The organism is Pseudomonas sp. BCA17 (assembly GCF_004519405.1).
Taxonomy (GTDB): Bacteria; Pseudomonadota; Gammaproteobacteria; order Pseudomonadales; family Pseudomonadaceae; genus Aquipseudomonas.
On sequence record NZ_SGWI01000013.1, the window covers coordinates 33,751 to 49,431 of the forward strand.

A 15,681-nucleotide genomic window follows, 5' to 3' on the forward strand; every position below is an offset into this window, starting at 1 on the left:
TTTCGTTGTGCGCCTTTTCTACCGAGAGGTTCTTCCTACCCCCGAGTGGAATTCTTCAGCGCGGTGAGGAACCGATATCCGCACTGCTGCCACACAAGATGGCCTGCTTGCGATTGACGATTGCGGTGAGGCAAGACGCTCAATACACAGCACTGGAGAACCTTATGTCGATCCCCGCATTCAATCAGACAGTCGTTCGCTCACCCGGTCAGGTTGACCACGAACGTGCCGGCCCCGGCACCCAGCGGCCCGGCACGTCATCCAGTCCCCGACACCCGGAAGGCATGAACTACGCGCCAACGGGTGGGCATTGCGGGCCTGTATTTGATCCACCTGCGCAAAAACCTTTCCCGGGCCATTGTCATTCATCATGCCCACCTCAGCGCCCGCTGCCGGTGGGCGCACGACCGAACCCAGGCCCTGTGCCGCGTCCCAATCCGGCTCAGCCCTCGGCCCTGGCCCAACAACTGCTGGATAATTACCACGCGTTCAAGGTGCCACCTTTGCAGCGCGTAACGGCCGACGGTGTGCGCGCAATGGCCAATCAAGCGTTGACCGGTGATTCGGTCAAAGACGCGAATATTCGCCTGGCGCGAAACTTGCTGCAGCATCCTGGCCTGTTGGCGGCCCTCGATCGAAATGGCAAGACCGGCATCGAGGACGGTCATTTAACCAAAGCCGACATCAAGAGCTTTATCCGCTCCGACAATCCCCTGAAGCTTCACAGCGATAAGCAACTTGCCCAGGAGCTGCTCGATCAATTCGGTAAGTTGGCGACCGGCTATTTTCCCCGTTCGATCAAGCTCGGCAAGCTGGACCAGTTGGCGATGCAACAGCCGACGGGCAATGCATCCCAGGACGCACTCATCCATTTGGCAAAAGAACTCATGGCGCGTCCGGAACTCAAGGCGGCGATGGATAGCCTTTTCCAGTCGAAGCGTGATGACATGATCTCCCGTCGCGAGTTGCAAACGTTGCTGACGGTGCTGGGCTAGATCCGTGCGGAACGCATCGTTCAAATACGCAGAAATCTTTCACTAAGATCACCATGCAGAGAACATCCACCGGTGGTTGGTTACCCGTGGATGTCCTCATCTATTGAGTCAGGCCGTGGCACATGAACTCGACATCACTTGAACCTCGCCATTCGCGTTACAGCGCTTCGACACTGCCGGCAACAGCCGATGAGGCCGCCGCTCAACAGAGCGTGAAAGCACGGGCGCTCAATCTCAATTCCTCGCCCAAGAACAGCTTCAAGGCGCCTACCGCCGAGGACTTCAACAGAGGCGCCCGAGCGTCTGGGGATGAGCCGGCGCCCCGTTCTGCACCGTCAGCCTTCGCAACGCTCTGGAGCAAATTGTTCTGCCGGGAGCGCTAGCTGTTTTCGATGTGAAGACGCCCTCGGGGGCCGACACGCGGACGGATTGAGTGGTTACAAATGCTCAAGTTTTACTGGGGATATTCCGGGCCATGAGCGGTTGTTTTGCGGAACCATTATTTTCGCGTAACCACACAAACCATGCGTATGCAGCGCCGGCGCTCAAGGTGTTTGAGGCGGTCGGGCAATCGGGCTCAGGTTACGGAATCTAAATAGGGTGGGTATGAAGCATGACTGACGGGATCAATAATCCAGGCCGCAGGCTGCCTTTTGCATGGGGCGCGCCTACGACGGGCGTGGATGCCCAGTCGCTCGGAACATCTTCTGCGCCAGGCCTGTCTTCCAATCATTTTTTCAGAAACACCAGGAGCGATGCGGGTCCGCATGGTGTCGGCCAAAATACCTTTGGGCGAATGACCACTGCCGTAAACCCCTATGTCAGCTCGGCCGATCATCTGTTGGCAACTGCCCTGAAAAACGAATTTTCCATGTTGGGCCCGTTCAAGAAGGATGGAAAACTGACCCAGCGTTCATTGCAGCAGATCGCCAGCGAAGAACCGAACCAGAGCGATGTTGCTGAACGCACGATCCTGCTGGCCCGAGAGATACTCAACCGTCCCAGACTGAATGAGGCGATTATCGCCAATGGTGGTTTTATCACCCTCGACAGCCTTTCCAGGGCTGCTGATTCAATGGTCGGCAATACCCACCCGAACACGCAGAGCGTAGATCCCTATCATTCGAAAACCGACGCAGAGGTGGTCAAGGCATTCAGGGGAATGTTCGACGAGCTACGCGATACATCGGAAGACTACAGTTTCTTTTTTGAAAAACACCGATATGTGAAGACCGACAAGCTGATCGAGATGAGCAAGGACCCTGACGAAACCGACAAAACAGGTGAGGTTGTACGGGACGCGGCCACTGGATTCCCCAGGAAAAAATACAGCGAACAGCAGGTGTATCTGGCCAGGAATCTGGTTGAGCGGCCTGGCTTGCTGGCGTCACTGGAGAGTAGAAAAGCCAATGGAACCAGCCTTTTTGGCAGTCACAACAGTGAGGGATGGCTGAAGAACTACAGCATTGATCGATGGCTGGAAAATGACCGGAAGGAGAAGGGCAACTGAAGGGCGTGCATGAGCGCATTCAACGGCCCAAGCCGCCCCCGCCTGCTTTCGCATTAAACCCGCAGTATCTTGCCGCTGGCCGCCACTGCTGCCAGTAACCCGCCGATCAGCAGAAAGGCAGTCGCCAGGCTGCTGCCGTGGGCGATAAAACCGATCACGGCAGGCCCCGCCAATATACCCGCGTAACCCAGCGTGGTAATTGCAGGCACGGCAATGTGCTCCGGCATGACGTTTTGCTTGCCGACGGCGGTATACAGCACCGGAACGATATTCGAGCAGCCGGCGCCAACGAGCGCATAGCCCAACAGGGCCACTTCCCATGCCGGGGACAGCGTGGCGAGGAACACGCCGGCGGCCGCCAGCGAGCCGCCGATCAGGATCACCCGGGTCGCCCCCAGGCGACGCACGATCGCGTCACCGGTCAAGCGCCCGGCAGTCATCGTCAGGGCAAATGCCGCGTAGCCAAGACCCGCGTAGGCTTCGTCCAGGCCGCGCTCCGCACTGAGAAACACCGCGCTCCAGTCGAGCACGGCGCCTTCGGCGAGAAAAACGACAAAACACAAACAGCCGATAAACAGCACCACCCCGTGGGGAACGGCAAACGCCGGCCCGGAGCTTTCACTGCCATAGGGCAACAAATGCGGCCCGGCCTTGAGCAAGGCCAGTACCATGATGACGATCACTACCAGGGTTGCCTGCAGCGGCGAAAAACCCAGCCCCAGCAGCCCGGAGACACCGGCGGCACCGACAATACCGCCCAGGCTGAACAAACCATGGAAGCCCGACATCATGGTTTTACCGCTGGCGCGTTCAACGATGACCGCTTGAAGGTTGACGGTTGAGTCCACTGTGCCCAAGCCTGCGCCAAACAGGAACAGCCCGGCCATCAGCAACGGAATCGAACTGACGGTGGCCAGCATCGGCAAGGCCAGGCAGATCATGAGCGTGCCAGTGCCGAGTACGCGACGACAGCCAAAGCGTGACGCCAGTACGCCCGCCACTGGCATGGCGAGAATCGAGCCTACCCCCAGGCACAACAGCAACAGGCCAAGCGTACCTTCATTGAGTTGCGCACGCTCCTTGGCGTACGGCACCAGTGGCGCCCAGGCGGCGATGCCGAAACCGGCAATGAAAAAAGCGATACGGGTCGACATTTGCTCCAGCCGCCCGGGAACCACGGGCGCAGGGGTGGGGATGGCAGTCATGAAAAATCCTTGGTTTTGCGTTCAACGAACGATGTCCGGCGCGACATCCTTGCACATCAGGCCCTGTCGAGCGAGCCGGGTTCCCTCAGGATTACCTACGGGGGGCGAATTCTATTTTTACAAACATGGAACGCCCTGGGCGACGACGACCACACAAGGACTATCCCGGGCGTAGGAGGTGGCCTGGAAGGTGCGTAATCCCTGTGAGGACTGATGAACCCCAGGCTTCTTGCAGCGGGTTACCACCTTCCAGACCACTTTCCACACCCGGAGTGTTCTGTAATACGCTGCTGCCCAATCAGTAGGTAATCGTATGGACGAACCGATGAAAATTTCCAGGCAGCTCGCCTCATGACCCAGTTCTACGACGCGCGCGGCAATATCTATGGGGTGGTCAGCCCGGCTGAGTTGCGCAGCCATGGTATCGACCTGCCACTCAGCGCCGATCAGGCGGTGAGCACGCGGCTGGCCTGGACCGCGTTGGCCATTGCATCTGAATGTGGCTGGGGGACGATGCCGCGCCCGGCGGCTGCCAAAGCGCATCGCTGCGATGGTTTGCTGGTCGGACCGTTTCAAGCGGCTCCACCGTTTGATCTGCTGATCGTCAACACTGACGGCACACTGGCCGAACGCAGTGGCAACGGGTTGACCATCTTTGCCCAGGCGCTGACCGATCAGGGCCTGATGGCTCAGGCGTGTGATCTGCGGGTGCATCACGATAAGTCGGATGCAGCCTCCCCGGTGGTCACTCATGTCGAACCGGCGATCTACGAACGGGTCGAGGGCTTCTGGCTGGCCTTGGGGCAGCCGGCGTTCGGGCCTTCAGCAGTCGGCGCCAAAGAGGTTGAAGCCGTCTCGGTGGGGCATCGTGAGTTCAGCCACGTAGCCGCCCTGGCTACCATCGACCCGCAATGGGCCTGCAGCCAGTTCGTGCGAGTGGGCAACCCCCATTGCGTGACGTTGGTGGAGCAGGCCTCGGCCTTGCCGGAAAACCCGGCGATGGACGTCCCCGTATTATTTGAACGCCTGCGGGCAATTGCCTTCGCGCCTCCTGGGGGCAGCGGCCAACCCTGCGCGGCCGGTGTCAACTTGCAATGGGCTGCGCGAGCCCCGGGCAATCGGGTGATCGCGCGGGTGTTCGAGCGGGGCGAGGGGCCGACGGCGTCTTCGGGCACCAGCGCCAGTGCCGTGGCTTGTGCGGCGTGGCGCGCGGGTTGGATTGATGCCGGTGAGGTGGCCGTGGTGATGCCGGGTGGCACGGTGCCTGTCCGCTTGCACGCAGAGGCGGAAACATTGTTGAGCGTCAGTCTGTTCGGGGCTGCCCACCGGCAGCCGTAAGCAGGGAACCCTAGCTGGTAACTTGGGAAGTTGTCAGCTGTTTCCTAAGCGTTTAGTTGCATTGGAAAGTTCAAGTGTAAGAGTTTTCCGGTTTTGGATAATGTGCTGACCGGCTATATAAATTATTTTGTAAAAGTCATTTCCATCACTCTCGTACGAAACTTCTTTTTTATTTCTGAAGGGCCGAATTTCCCCTGAAATCGCTAAGCTTCAAGGCGTTCAGGCGCTTTTTCTCGGCTGGCAATCAGTGTTCACGGGGGAGAGCTTTTAATCAGCGAATGGGTTTATTAACGGCGGGTAACAACGGATGGTTGGCGCGTTTGTTTCGTCACGTTTCAAATTGATTATTCCAGAAGTAACTTCCGACTTTCAGGTGCTTGCTTTCAAGGGCCGCGAATTTATTGACCAGCCATATTTCATTCATGTGCAGTTGGTCAGCGAAAACCCCTGCCTGGATCTGGAAGCATTGCTGCATCAACCGGCGTACCTGCATATAGGTGAGGTGGATCAAGGCTTCCACGGTCAAGTCTATGCGATCGGGCGTGGCGACACCGGCGTCCGGCTCACCCGATATCACCTGACGCTGGCCCCCCGCCTGGCGAGCCTCGCTCACCGTCGCGACCAGCGGATTTTCCAGCAGTGCAGCGTGCCGCAGATCATCGCCGCCGTGCTTGAGCAGCACGGCATCCTGGCCGATGCGTATGTATTCGAACTGGGGCCTGTGGTGTATCCGCCTCGCGTTTTTTGCGTGCAATACGCGGAGACTGACCTGCACTTCATTCAGCGGTTGTGCGAAGAGGAGGGGATCCACTATCACTTCCGTCACAGCGCGAACAATCATCTGCTGGTGTTTGGTGACGACCAGACCGTGTTCCGACGCTTGGCCGTGCAGCGATATCACTCGGCCAACGATCCGCTGGCTGAAGTGCCAGGCATCCAGCGTTTCGATGTGCGCCTGGACACCCGCAGTCGAAGAACGGTGCGCCGTGAATACGACTTCGAGCATCCGTCCCTGCAGTTGCAAGGGGAAGCGGGCTCTGCAACAGCGTCTTCTCTTGAGGACTATCACTACCCCGCGGGGTTTTCCGGCCATGGACGCGGCAGGCAGCTGGCTACTCGGGGCCTTGAGCGCCACCTGGCGGATCGCTGTCGGGCCTCGGGCCGCAGCGACCAACCTCTGCTGTGCAGCGGCCACTTTCTCGAACTGCAAGAGCATCCCGATCCGGTGTGCAACGACTTGTGGTTGATCACCTCGGTGCGCCACGAAGGTTATCAACCGCAGGTGCTGGAGGAGGCGACGAGTGAAGCGGATACCTTTCAGGGCTATCACAACCGTTTCACCGCGACACCCTGGCGTGCAGTGCACAGGCCGCCGCTGAAACACCCCAAACCCACTATCAACGGCAGTCAGACCGCCACTGTCACGGGGCCTGCCGGCGAGGATGTGCATTGCGATGCCTATGGTCGGGTGAAGGTGCGTTTCCATTGGGACCGTCGTGACCCGACGGATGACAAAAGCAGTTGTTGGGTGCGTGTGGCGTCCGGTTGGGCCGGTGACGGGTTTGGCGCAATGATGATTCCGCGAGTCGGTATGGAGGTGTTGGTGAGCTTCCTGGAGGGCGACCCGGACCAGCCATTGATCAATGGTTGCCTGCCCAATGCGTCGCACTTGCCGGCCTACCCCTTGCCGCAGCACAAGACGCGCAGCGTGTTACGCAGCCGCAGCACCCCGGGGAGCACAGGCAGCAACGAATTGCACCTCGAAGACCGCCAGGGTGGAGAACTTATCTATCTGCGCGCCCAGCGTGACCTGGAGCAACAGGTAGGGCATGACAGCCGCCTGGAGGTACAAGGCGACAGTCACATTCAGGTTGGCCAAACCCTGGTGATCGGAGCCGGACAACAGGTTCACCTGACAGCGGGTGCCAGCCTGGTGATCGACGGGGGCACACAGTTGAGTTTCAAGGCTGGGGGTGAACACCTGGTCATTCAAGCGGGCGGTATTTTCAGCAGCCGTCCCATCACTGTCGCAGGGGCGTCGGTAACGAGCGCTTTACCTTCCGGTGATCGCCCCGAGGTTTCCGCCGTTCAAGGCAGCGTTATGGACTTGGCCCGGCAACTGGATGCGGACTACTGCCCCGTATGCGAACGCTGTCGTGAAGGCCAGTGCGATCTCACCGGGAGGGCTGCGTGATGCAAGGCATGCCTTATCCATGGATGGTCCAACAGCAACAGGCGGGACGCCAGCTGTGCTTGATTCTCGATGGGGGCGGCGAAGAATGCCAGGGGTTGTCAGCGGCTCGCGACCTCTCGCGCTACTGCTCCCTCTACAGTCAAACGGCGGTAGCGGAACTGGCGAAGACAGGTCCGGTGATCCTGCTGCTGGAGGACTTAGCAGAGCCGGGCTTGACCCAATTGCTGCAAAAGCCCGAAACGAACTGGGGATGGCTGGGCAGTTTGCTCAATGACGATCTGACCGACGTGACCCGGCATTGGCGCGAGCGAATGCTGGTCGGCGAACCAGGCCGCCAGGCCCTTTACCGTTTTCAAGATAACCGTACGCTGGCTCGCGTCTTGACGTACCTGCCTGCCGAACAATGGCCAGTGTTCCTGGGGCCGCTGGTCAGTGTGTGCTATTGGCACGACGACGGGTGGTGCTGCCGCGACAACCCGGCACCGGGAAACTATCCGGTGTCTGATCCCGCACCCTGGTCGCAGGTCCCCAACCCCCAGGCTGCGGCCATCCTGCATGCCAACATCCTGCGCTACCTGCTGGCAGAGCACAGTGAAGCCCTGGCGGCGCTGGTGGAGTTTCAAGACCCGAGGATCTGGCTGACCCAGGTGCTGGAGCAGGCCCACGCCTGGCAGTGGTGTGGACCGCAACAGCTCGAGTTTCTGGTGGTGCGCCGGTTGGAGGAGGCCACGCGAAGCAGCGTGATTCAGTGGCAGCCGATGAAAGGCGAGACCCCGGTGGAACATTACGAACGGGTGGTGGAGCAGTGGCGCAGGGAGGGGGCGGAACATGTCTAGCTGGATGAACCATGTGGTGATTGTGCTGGGGATGCTGGCGTTATCGGGGTGCGCCGGGAAGAGCACAGACAGCTTTACGCTGGAGCTGGACCTGCCGGCGGATTTTGAACTGAAGACGGCTGCAAATTATCGTCCCGCCACCGGCGCAGCCTGCTCCCTGCCGATCCGTCGAGGCAAAAGGCCAGAGCGAAAGGTCTTTTTTACCAAGTTCAAGCCCGTGGCCAGTCGGGTGAGCTATGAATTGCCACTCAGCGAAACCATTGAGGGGTGTCCTTCGGTATTAAGGAGTGTGCAATTTGATGTTTATGCGAAATGGGGAAAGCAGGATTGGGATGTGGGTGGGGATTTTGCGGGAATTGGTATCCGAGACCGTTTGGGCGGTGATCTACCCGGGATGCCTGAGGAAGGTGTTCAGGAGTTGAGAGGGCAATGCCGGTGGTATTTCCGCACGATAGGACCTATGCACGCGATCATCAAGATTCTGCAATGCAATTCGTTGGACGCTGCCGGTCAGCCGCAAAAGATGAAGGCCGGCGGCGTTGCCCAACGAGATCAGTTGCGGGGGAAAACGTTAAGAATGGTATTGACGGTTCTTGATGAAGAGTTACCTGCTTTTGACCACAGATGGATAGCTGTACCGGGAGGGTGGAAGCGCTGCCGAGGTAAAAGTTTTGAGGATATCGCAGCGTATTGCACCGGCAGCGACTCGGAGTTCAAGCCTGTAAAAATGCCGGATGGCCGTATCTGTGATGTCTACCCGACATGCAATCAACAAGGAGCGAATTGATGAAACAAGATGCATGGAAGCATGCTTTTTTCAGCGACAAGATGCCTGCTTGTGCAATGAAAGGGCACCGGGTGAGTTTTTGCCTGGTGGATGAAACGGGGAGTGGGAAAGCGTACGGCGGGCTTGCCTATACGGTTCACGACAGTATGGGATGTGAGTACAACGGTAAATTAGATGAAGAGGGGTTCGCTGATATACGGGGGGGTCACCGCGGTCCTGTGGTTCTCAGGTTCGATGACCTGTATGGCGGGGCACAAGAGCCCTATTACCGCTTGAGCGCGCGCCTGACGTACAAGCTGCCGATTACCGAGATTCAAGTCCGCGCCGAACAAACACGGTTTTCTGATGCCAAGGGGCAGCGTATTCAGGGAAATCCCGCCATGCAGCAGGCGGACCGGTTTTATCACGTTGAGGTAAGCGATTTGGTTAATCATGTCGCGCATTTGCCGTCGATCGCTCCTGCGATCTTCAGCCCTCACCGTCATGCATTGAAAATGGTGAACGACCTTGGATTCGGCCCGCCTCTGTCCTCGGGAGTTGTCTTGTTTCCCAATCAGTTCAGCGTGTTGGAAGTACGGCCCTTACGTGCGCTACGGCCAATGCTTTCCACTGCGGATCAGTTCTGTGCCTTGAACTTATACCAATTGGCGCTGATGTCCGCCTTGAGCTACTGCGATTTTGGTCAGCAACCCTCTAAGAAACCTATTGATAAAGTGACGTTCCCGTTCAACCCTACCGTGGGCAATCTGTTTGCCGAAACGTTATCGGGGTATCACGAAGCCTGGCGAGTTGATCTCGAGCAAACGCAACGCTTTTTTCCCGTATATGAAGATGTTCCTTACTCCCGGCGTTTCGAGATCCTGCCCTTCGATCCCGAGCTGTATCCGCAAAACGATCCGGCTCGCGAGGAGGACCAGGAGCATCCCTCGATCCTGCACTTTTTCGACGACGAAGAATTTGGCACTGACACTCAGGCTTTTATCTGCCACCACGATGAAATCATTCTGATCTCTGTGCGGGGTACTGTCAGCGCCGCCGATGCTCTGCGCGACGCGAATGCCCATCAGGTGGCCTTTGCCGAAGGGGTCGGTAAGGTGCATCTGGGGTTTTATCAGGCTTACCGGGCTATGCGAAACTTCGTGCTGCGCTACCTCAGCCAGTTTTATGAAGACCAGCGAATAGTCATTTGCGGACACAGCCTGGGCGGCGCCATTGCGCTGTTGTTGGCAGAAGGACTGCGTCGTGTATCTGATCCTAGCTACAACATCCTCCTCTACACCTACGGCGCCCCTCGAGCGGCCGACAGCGAGTTTGTCGACGGCGCTTCTGCTCTGGTCCACCACCGTATCGTCAACCACAACGACCCCGTGCCGAGTGTCCCGGCTACGTGGATGAATACCACCGCCAAACTCTGGATTCCAGGTGCCATAACGTTGTTCGGCGCGCCTGCACACGGCGGCCTGCTCTTCGCCGCAGGGCTGGTACGCGTCGCAGGCAACCCTTACCGGCATCACGGCGAGCAGCAGCACTTCATGCCGATCAAGCTTGCGGACGGCACGCATTCTTCGGTGTTATGGAGACCAGGCTGTGCGTCCATTCAGGAGGCGGGCTGTAATCGCGCATTGCAACTGCAGGGCGATATGCCCAATCGCGACAACCTGCTCAAGCAGCTGTTCCAGGCTCATCAGCACTTCATGACTGCCAGCTACATCCCGGCGGCATGGGCCACCTTACGGCGCTGGCAGCAAACACTGGATAACCAGGGGCCCCTGGTCACGCCGAGGGAGTTCGAACTGCTGGATCGGGCCTTTGAAGATATGCGCGAGCAGTTGCGGGCCAAGCGGCGAGACCTTGCCCGACGGCGCCCGGCCAATGATCGCGACTATGAACATAACGATGCCTTGAATGCCGAGATTGACCGGTTGCACACCAGTCGCGAGCGCTTGGCAACCCTTCGTTGGCGCCGCCTTGAGGCCCGTGACGTCTACGGCAAACAAGCTTGCAACGCCAACCTGCAATCCAGCCTCAAGCGCTGGTTCACCCATCGGGAAAATCAGGACTTGCCTCAAGTCGCCAGTATCCCGCCACCGATCCTCAATGAGCAGGGGAGAGCTCACACACTGGACATCGACTCAATCGTCTAGTTTGCCGCGTGCATAAACTCCACCTGCGCCGGTTGTCGTTTCATCAGCACTTTACCGTGGCGGATCGAGTACAACGGCAGGCCCTGGCTGCGGATCACCTCATAGTCACTGTCTGCCGAGAGGATCAGCAGGTTGGCCGGTCGACCAGGCTCCAGTCCGTAGCGATCGCCGAGGGCCATGGCCTTGGCGCTGTTGTCGGTGACCAGGTCGAGAGCGGATTGCAGGTTGCGGTAACCGAGCATGTGGCAAATGTGCAAACCCGCTTCGAGTACACGCAGGATGTTGCCGTTACCCAAGGGGTACCAGGGATCGACGATGGAATCCTGGCCAAAACAGACGTTCATACCGGCTTCGAGCAGTTCGTTGACGCGAGTGACGCCGCGCCGTTTCGGGAAGCTGTCGAAGCGGCCCTGCAGGTGGATGCTTTCGGTCGGGCAGGACACAAAGCTGATACCGGAGTGTCCCAGCAGGCGAAACAGTTTGGCGCAGTAAGCGTTGTCGTAGGAGCCCATGGCCGTGGTGTGGCTGGCGGTGACGCGAGCGCCCATGTCACGGCTGCGGGCTTCTTCGGCGAGCACTTCGAGGAACCGCGAGTGCGGGTCGTCGGTTTCATCGCAATGCACATCCACCAGGCAGCCGGTGCGTTCGGCCAGGTCCATGAGGAACTTCACCGAGCTTACGCCTTGGTCGCGAGTGTATTCAAAGTGTGGGATGCCACCGATGACGTCGGCGCCCAGGCGAATGGCTTCTTCCATCAAGGCACGGCCATTGCGGAATGATTCGATGCCTTCTTGGGGAAAGGCAACGATCTGCAGATCGATCAGGTGGGAGGTTTCTTCGCGCACCTCCAACATGGCTTTCAAGGCCGTGAGGTCGGGGTCGGTGACGTCGACGTGGGTACGCACATGCTGAATGCCATGGGCCGCGAGGGTCTGGATGGTTTTTTTGGCGCGGGTCCTGGTGTCTTCCTGAGTGATGGTGGCCTTGCGTTCTCCCCAGCACTCGATGCCTTCAAACAGGGTGCCGCTCATGTTCCAGCGCGGTTCACCCGCAGTGAGAGTCGCGTCCAGATGTATGTGCGGTTCGACGAAGGGCGGTGTCACCAGGTTACCGGCGGCATCCAGGTCGCCAGGCGATAAAATCGGCGCCGCCGCTTGTGGGGTGATGCTGGCGATCCGGCCGTGTTCCAGGTGCAGATCGTGCAGGCCTTCACGGTTGCGCAGGCGGGCATTGATGATATGCATGGGCAAGTTCCTCTTGGCTAAAAACAATCAGGCAGACAGTCGCCAGATCATCAGTGCAATACCGATGTCCAGGCGATCATAAGCGTTATCCAGCGTCAGCCCGGACAGGGCTTCGATACGCTGAACACGATGCGTCAGGGTATTGCGGTGCACGGCCAGGCGTTGGGCGGCGGCTACAAGGTTACCATTCTCGTGAAACCAGGCCTCCAGGGTCGGCATCAGGTTTGGACCATGGTGCAGGTCGTGACGCAGCAGAGGGCCGAGGCGCTCATTGAGGAATTGGTCGAGCAGGGCACGGTCTCGTACGCCGCTGAGCAGCTTGAGCACGCCAAGCTCGTCGTACACGCAGAGGCCGGCGCGTTCGCTGAACCGCCGCGCAGCGGCCAATGCCTGGCGTGCTTCATCTTGTGCCTGGGCCAGGCGTGTCAGCGGGTGTGGCGCCGCACTCAGGCCGATAAACAGCTTCAAGGGTGCCAGCCTCACGTTCAGTGAGTTCAGCCACATGACCAACTGCTGACGATTGACCATTGCCGTGACGGCGTCGATTGCTGGTAGCAGCAGCGTCCATTGCCCGGCGCGGCCCAATGCGGGCGGCGAGGTCGGGTAATGCAGCAAAAACTGTCGCAACTGCCGGTCGATATGTTCGTGTTGACGCGCCAATTGCGTCTCTACCTGCGCTGCCTCCCCTTGGGCAAACAGCAACTCACTGCCTTCCAGTTGCAGTTGGACAACCTGCCACTGCCCCGCCAGGGGCATGCCCAACTGCCCGGCCCGATGCAGCAATAAATCCAGGGATTGGTAGTCACCGGCCAGCAGTCGCTCCAACACGTCATGCTGCGAGCGCCCCAACTGCTCGGACTGTATCAGTGCCGAGCCGATCGCCTGGGTCACCAGCACCATTTTCAATGAGTAGGGCTGCTCGATCAGCGGCATACCGGCAGCTTCAGCGGCCTCCAGCACACGTTGGGGGATCGCCTGGATGTACGCCGGCCCGGTCAGAATCACCACGCCCGCCACCTGGCGCTGGCAGGCCTCCTCGAGCAATTGCAGCAGGTTGGCGTCATCCCGTGGGTGATTGATGCCGGTGACGAACACCAATTCGCCGCCCAGCACCCACTCGGCAATTCCGCTGTTCTCCGCGACATACGGCCAGCGCACGCGGTTGTCGCGGCCGGCTTCCCCGGCGCGCAGGCGCATGGATTCCAGGCCAGGCAGAACCAGCACATCGGCGATGGTCAGGCTCATGCCGGGGCATCGGTCAACGGGGCCCGCGCGCGTAGTAGGGCCGTGAGCGCGACGTAGGTCAGCGACGCCGCGACAATGCCCACCAGTGGCGCGACCCAGGGTGAGTTGAATGCCAGCACGGTACCGAGCGCATAGGCCATCAAGCCAGGCCAGTTGAAAGCAGGCAGGCGCACCTCGGCCAGACGCGGGTATTGCCCGCGATAACGGTAAAAGAAGTCAGCCATGATCACCCCGCCAATCGGAGGTATCACCGTGCCCAGCAGAATCAGATAGGGCACCAACATGTCGTACATGCCAAGCAACGCCAGCAGGGTGCCGATCACCGCGCCCGCGAGGGTGACCGTCTTGCGACGCCGGGTGCGCAGCAAGTTGCAACCGGCTACGGCAAAGTTGTAGATGGTGTTGTCCTGGGTGCTCCAGATATTGAGCAGCAACATCGCCATCGCGGCCGTGGCGAAACCTTGCAGCAGCAACACTTCCACCACGTCGGGCTGTTGGTACACGATGGCGCCGTACGCGCCGATCAATACCATCAAGCCATTACCGACAAAGAACCCGATCAGGCTGGCCAGCACCGCAACCTTGGCCGAACGCGAGAACCGGGTCCAGTTGGTGGCCTGGGTTGCGCCGCTGACAAAGGTGCCAAACACCAGGGTGATGGCCGTGGACAGGTCCAGCTCTGCACTCGGTACCACCGCCAGCAGGCCATTCAAACCACCCACTTTCACGGTGGCGACCCACATTGATAGAAACAGCAGAATGCCCATGGCCGGCACCGCGATGTAGGACAGGATCTCCAACCCGCGATAGCCCACGTACGCGGTGGCGCAAAATACCAAGCCGAACAGCGCCATCAATGCCAACACGCTGCCTTGGCTCAATTCGAAATATTTGCCCAGCACCACGGCGGCCGTTGCCGTACCCCAGGCGTACCAGCCGATCTGGGTAAAACCGAGAATCAGGTCGCTGAGTTTGCTCCCCACCTCGCCGAAGCAGAAGCGCCCCATCAGCACCGAATTCAGGCCGCTCTTGAAGGCGATATAGCCCAGCCCCGCGGCGTAAATGCCCAATAACAGGTTACCCAATGCCACGACGCCGAGCATGTCGGTAAAACTGAACGCCACGCCCAGCTTGCCGCCGGCGAACATGGTCGCGGTAAAAAAGGTAAAGCCCAGCAGCACCATGGCGGTGGACGCCAGGCCCTTGCGCGCATGCAAGGGGACTTCACTGAGAGGATAATCGTTGCCCGGTTCCTGCTGCGTCATGTGCGTTGCTCCCTGATGAGTGACGCAGGCCTGTTGCACCGGGCGTGCCAAATCAGCAGCAGTGACGGGCGCACGGTTGGCGTTGTGCACCGTGCACACTATTTGTCGCCAAACAGCCGTAAAACGCCGTGGGGAATGTTCTCGGTGCCCACTCGGGCACGAAAGCAGTGCAGCGGTGATACAAATTGGATCAGTCGAACAGCGTCAGTGTGGTCTCGCCACGGTGAAACGCAAAAGCCGCCTCAAGGTCACTTTCAATAGTGCGCCCACGGGACAGGGGCGGCAGGTCATCCAGGCTGAAAAATCCCACGTCCGTAGTTTCGAACCCCGCCGCGGGCGCGAGTTGATCCACCCGTTCGCAAAGGAAATACAGCTTGTAGAAGTCCCGCACGTCCGGTCGATACAGACCCTTGGCCTTGTGGGTGACGCTGTACAGTGCCCGTGCCGTAACGGTCAGGCCGGCCTCTTCGCGAATTTCCTTGATGATGTTCTCTGCCGCCGACAAGCCGATATCGGCATAACCACCGGGCAATGCCCAGCAGCCATCGGTCAGCTCTTTCACCAGTAGAATCCGCTCGCCCTCGATCACCGCACCCCGCACATCGATCATTGGCGTGGAATAACGTTTTGCAAAGTCCGGCACCAGACCCGTGATGCGTTCCAGCGGCACATTGCCCAATTGCGCGAGCATGCTGTGGGCAATCTCGGCGATCTCTTCCAGACGCTCGCGTTCGAAGTCGTCGGTACAAAAATGCAGCCCGGTGGACGCCAACGCCTGCAAGCGTTTGGCTTGGGCCAGCCAGGTGTTCTCCATGGGTGTCTCCTCCGTTCTGCACAGGGTTTTGCCGGTTGAGAGTGCTACGCGGGGCATAAAAAAACCACCGCAAGGGTTAATGCCAGTCAGTTAAGAAAGAGAAG

The 15,681-nt window shown here is 59.3% G+C and carries 12 protein-coding genes; 7 read left to right on the top strand and 5 right to left on the bottom strand.

Annotated elements, in window-relative coordinates; genetic code table 11:
- Window positions 1–164: 164 nt before the first annotated feature.
- Entirely contained in the window at window positions 165–995 is an 831-nt protein-coding gene (locus EXW71_RS29200; RefSeq protein ID WP_256657151.1) for a hypothetical protein, read from the top strand.
- Between the two features lie 613 nt (window positions 996–1,608).
- Window positions 1,609–2,505: a hypothetical protein gene (locus tag EXW71_RS28440; RefSeq protein WP_134660660.1), complete on the top strand. Its 897-nt coding sequence runs from the start codon at window positions 1,609–1,611 to the stop codon at window positions 2,503–2,505.
- 53 nt (window positions 2,506–2,558) lie between these two features.
- Here the strand turns inward: EXW71_RS28440 and EXW71_RS28445 are convergent, their stop codons facing one another.
- Window positions 2,559–3,710, bottom strand: coding sequence for an MFS transporter (locus tag EXW71_RS28445; protein WP_134660661.1), 1,152 nt, complete (start codon window positions 3,708–3,710; stop codon window positions 2,559–2,561).
- A 351-nt stretch (window positions 3,711–4,061) separates the two neighbouring features.
- On the opposite strand from EXW71_RS28445, the gene EXW71_RS28450 reads away from it, so the two are divergent.
- The 5 genes from EXW71_RS28450 (at window position 4,062) to EXW71_RS28470 (ending at window position 11,009) form a co-directional block, all read left to right on the top strand.
- Window positions 4,062–5,048 (top strand): diaminopimelate epimerase, encoded by a 987-nt coding sequence (locus tag EXW71_RS28450; protein WP_134660662.1) that lies wholly within the window; start codon window positions 4,062–4,064, stop codon window positions 5,046–5,048.
- 307 nt (window positions 5,049–5,355) lie between these two features.
- A complete protein-coding gene (gene tssI, locus EXW71_RS28455) occupies window positions 5,356–7,242 on the top strand; it encodes a type VI secretion system tip protein TssI/VgrG (RefSeq protein WP_134660663.1) in 1,887 nt (628 codons plus the stop codon).
- A complete protein-coding gene (locus tag EXW71_RS28460) occupies window positions 7,242–8,078 on the top strand; it encodes a DUF4123 domain-containing protein (RefSeq protein ID WP_134660664.1) in 837 nt (278 codons plus the stop codon). The genes tssI and EXW71_RS28460 overlap by 1 nt, the downstream gene beginning before the upstream one ends.
- The gene (locus EXW71_RS28465; protein WP_123715260.1) at window positions 8,071–8,865 is read left to right on the top strand and encodes a hypothetical protein; all 795 of its coding nucleotides are present in this window, start codon (window positions 8,071–8,073) and stop codon (window positions 8,863–8,865) included. Before EXW71_RS28460 ends, EXW71_RS28465 begins: the two co-directional genes overlap by 8 nt.
- Window positions 8,865–11,009, top strand: a complete 2,145-nt coding sequence (locus tag EXW71_RS28470) for a lipase family protein (RefSeq protein WP_134660665.1) — start codon at window positions 8,865–8,867, stop codon at window positions 11,007–11,009. Before EXW71_RS28465 ends, EXW71_RS28470 begins: the two co-directional genes overlap by 1 nt.
- Here the strand turns inward: EXW71_RS28470 and codA are convergent.
- The 4 genes from codA to EXW71_RS28490 form a co-directional block, all read right to left on the bottom strand.
- Window positions 11,006–12,253, bottom strand: coding sequence for a cytosine deaminase (gene codA, locus EXW71_RS28475; protein ID WP_123715262.1), 1,248 nt, complete (start codon window positions 12,251–12,253; stop codon window positions 11,006–11,008). The two genes, EXW71_RS28470 and codA, sit on opposite strands and share 4 nt — an antisense overlap.
- Before the next feature lie 27 nt (window positions 12,254–12,280).
- Entirely contained in the window at window positions 12,281–13,498 is a 1,218-nt protein-coding gene (locus EXW71_RS28480; RefSeq protein ID WP_134660666.1) for a PucR family transcriptional regulator, read from the bottom strand.
- Window positions 13,495–14,763, bottom strand: coding sequence for a cytosine permease (gene codB, locus EXW71_RS28485; RefSeq protein WP_134660667.1), 1,269 nt, complete (start codon window positions 14,761–14,763; stop codon window positions 13,495–13,497). The genes EXW71_RS28480 and codB overlap by 4 nt, the downstream gene beginning before the upstream one ends.
- Before the next feature lie 190 nt (window positions 14,764–14,953).
- Window positions 14,954–15,577 (bottom strand): NUDIX hydrolase, encoded by a 624-nt coding sequence (locus tag EXW71_RS28490; RefSeq protein ID WP_123715265.1) that lies wholly within the window; start codon window positions 15,575–15,577, stop codon window positions 14,954–14,956.
- Between the last annotated feature and the right edge of the window lie 104 nt (window positions 15,578–15,681).

Bases quoted from the DNA above. Each gene is read 5' to 3' on its own strand.
- EXW71_RS29200 (WP_256657151.1), top strand. From the start codon at position 165: ATGTCGATCCCCGCATTCAATCAGACAGTCGTTCGCTCACCCGGTCAG.
- EXW71_RS28440 (WP_134660660.1), top strand. From the start codon at position 1,609: ATGACTGACGGGATCAATAATCCAGGCCGCAGGCTGCCTTTTGCATGG.
- EXW71_RS28445 (WP_134660661.1), bottom strand. From the start codon at position 3,710: ATGACTGCCATCCCCACCCCTGCGCCCGTGGTTCCCGGGCGGCTGGAG.
- EXW71_RS28450 (WP_134660662.1), top strand. From the start codon at position 4,062: ATGACCCAGTTCTACGACGCGCGCGGCAATATCTATGGGGTGGTCAGC.
- tssI (WP_134660663.1), top strand. From the start codon at position 5,356: ATGGTTGGCGCGTTTGTTTCGTCACGTTTCAAATTGATTATTCCAGAA.
- EXW71_RS28460 (WP_134660664.1), top strand. From the start codon at position 7,242: ATGCAAGGCATGCCTTATCCATGGATGGTCCAACAGCAACAGGCGGGA.
- EXW71_RS28465 (WP_123715260.1), top strand. From the start codon at position 8,071: ATGTCTAGCTGGATGAACCATGTGGTGATTGTGCTGGGGATGCTGGCG.
- EXW71_RS28470 (WP_134660665.1), top strand. From the start codon at position 8,865: ATGAAACAAGATGCATGGAAGCATGCTTTTTTCAGCGACAAGATGCCT.
- codA (WP_123715262.1), bottom strand. From the start codon at position 12,253: ATGCATATCATCAATGCCCGCCTGCGCAACCGTGAAGGCCTGCACGAT.
- EXW71_RS28480 (WP_134660666.1), bottom strand. From the start codon at position 13,498: ATGAGCCTGACCATCGCCGATGTGCTGGTTCTGCCTGGCCTGGAATCC.
- codB (WP_134660667.1), bottom strand. From the start codon at position 14,763: ATGACGCAGCAGGAACCGGGCAACGATTATCCTCTCAGTGAAGTCCCC.
- EXW71_RS28490 (WP_123715265.1), bottom strand. From the start codon at position 15,577: ATGGAGAACACCTGGCTGGCCCAAGCCAAACGCTTGCAGGCGTTGGCG.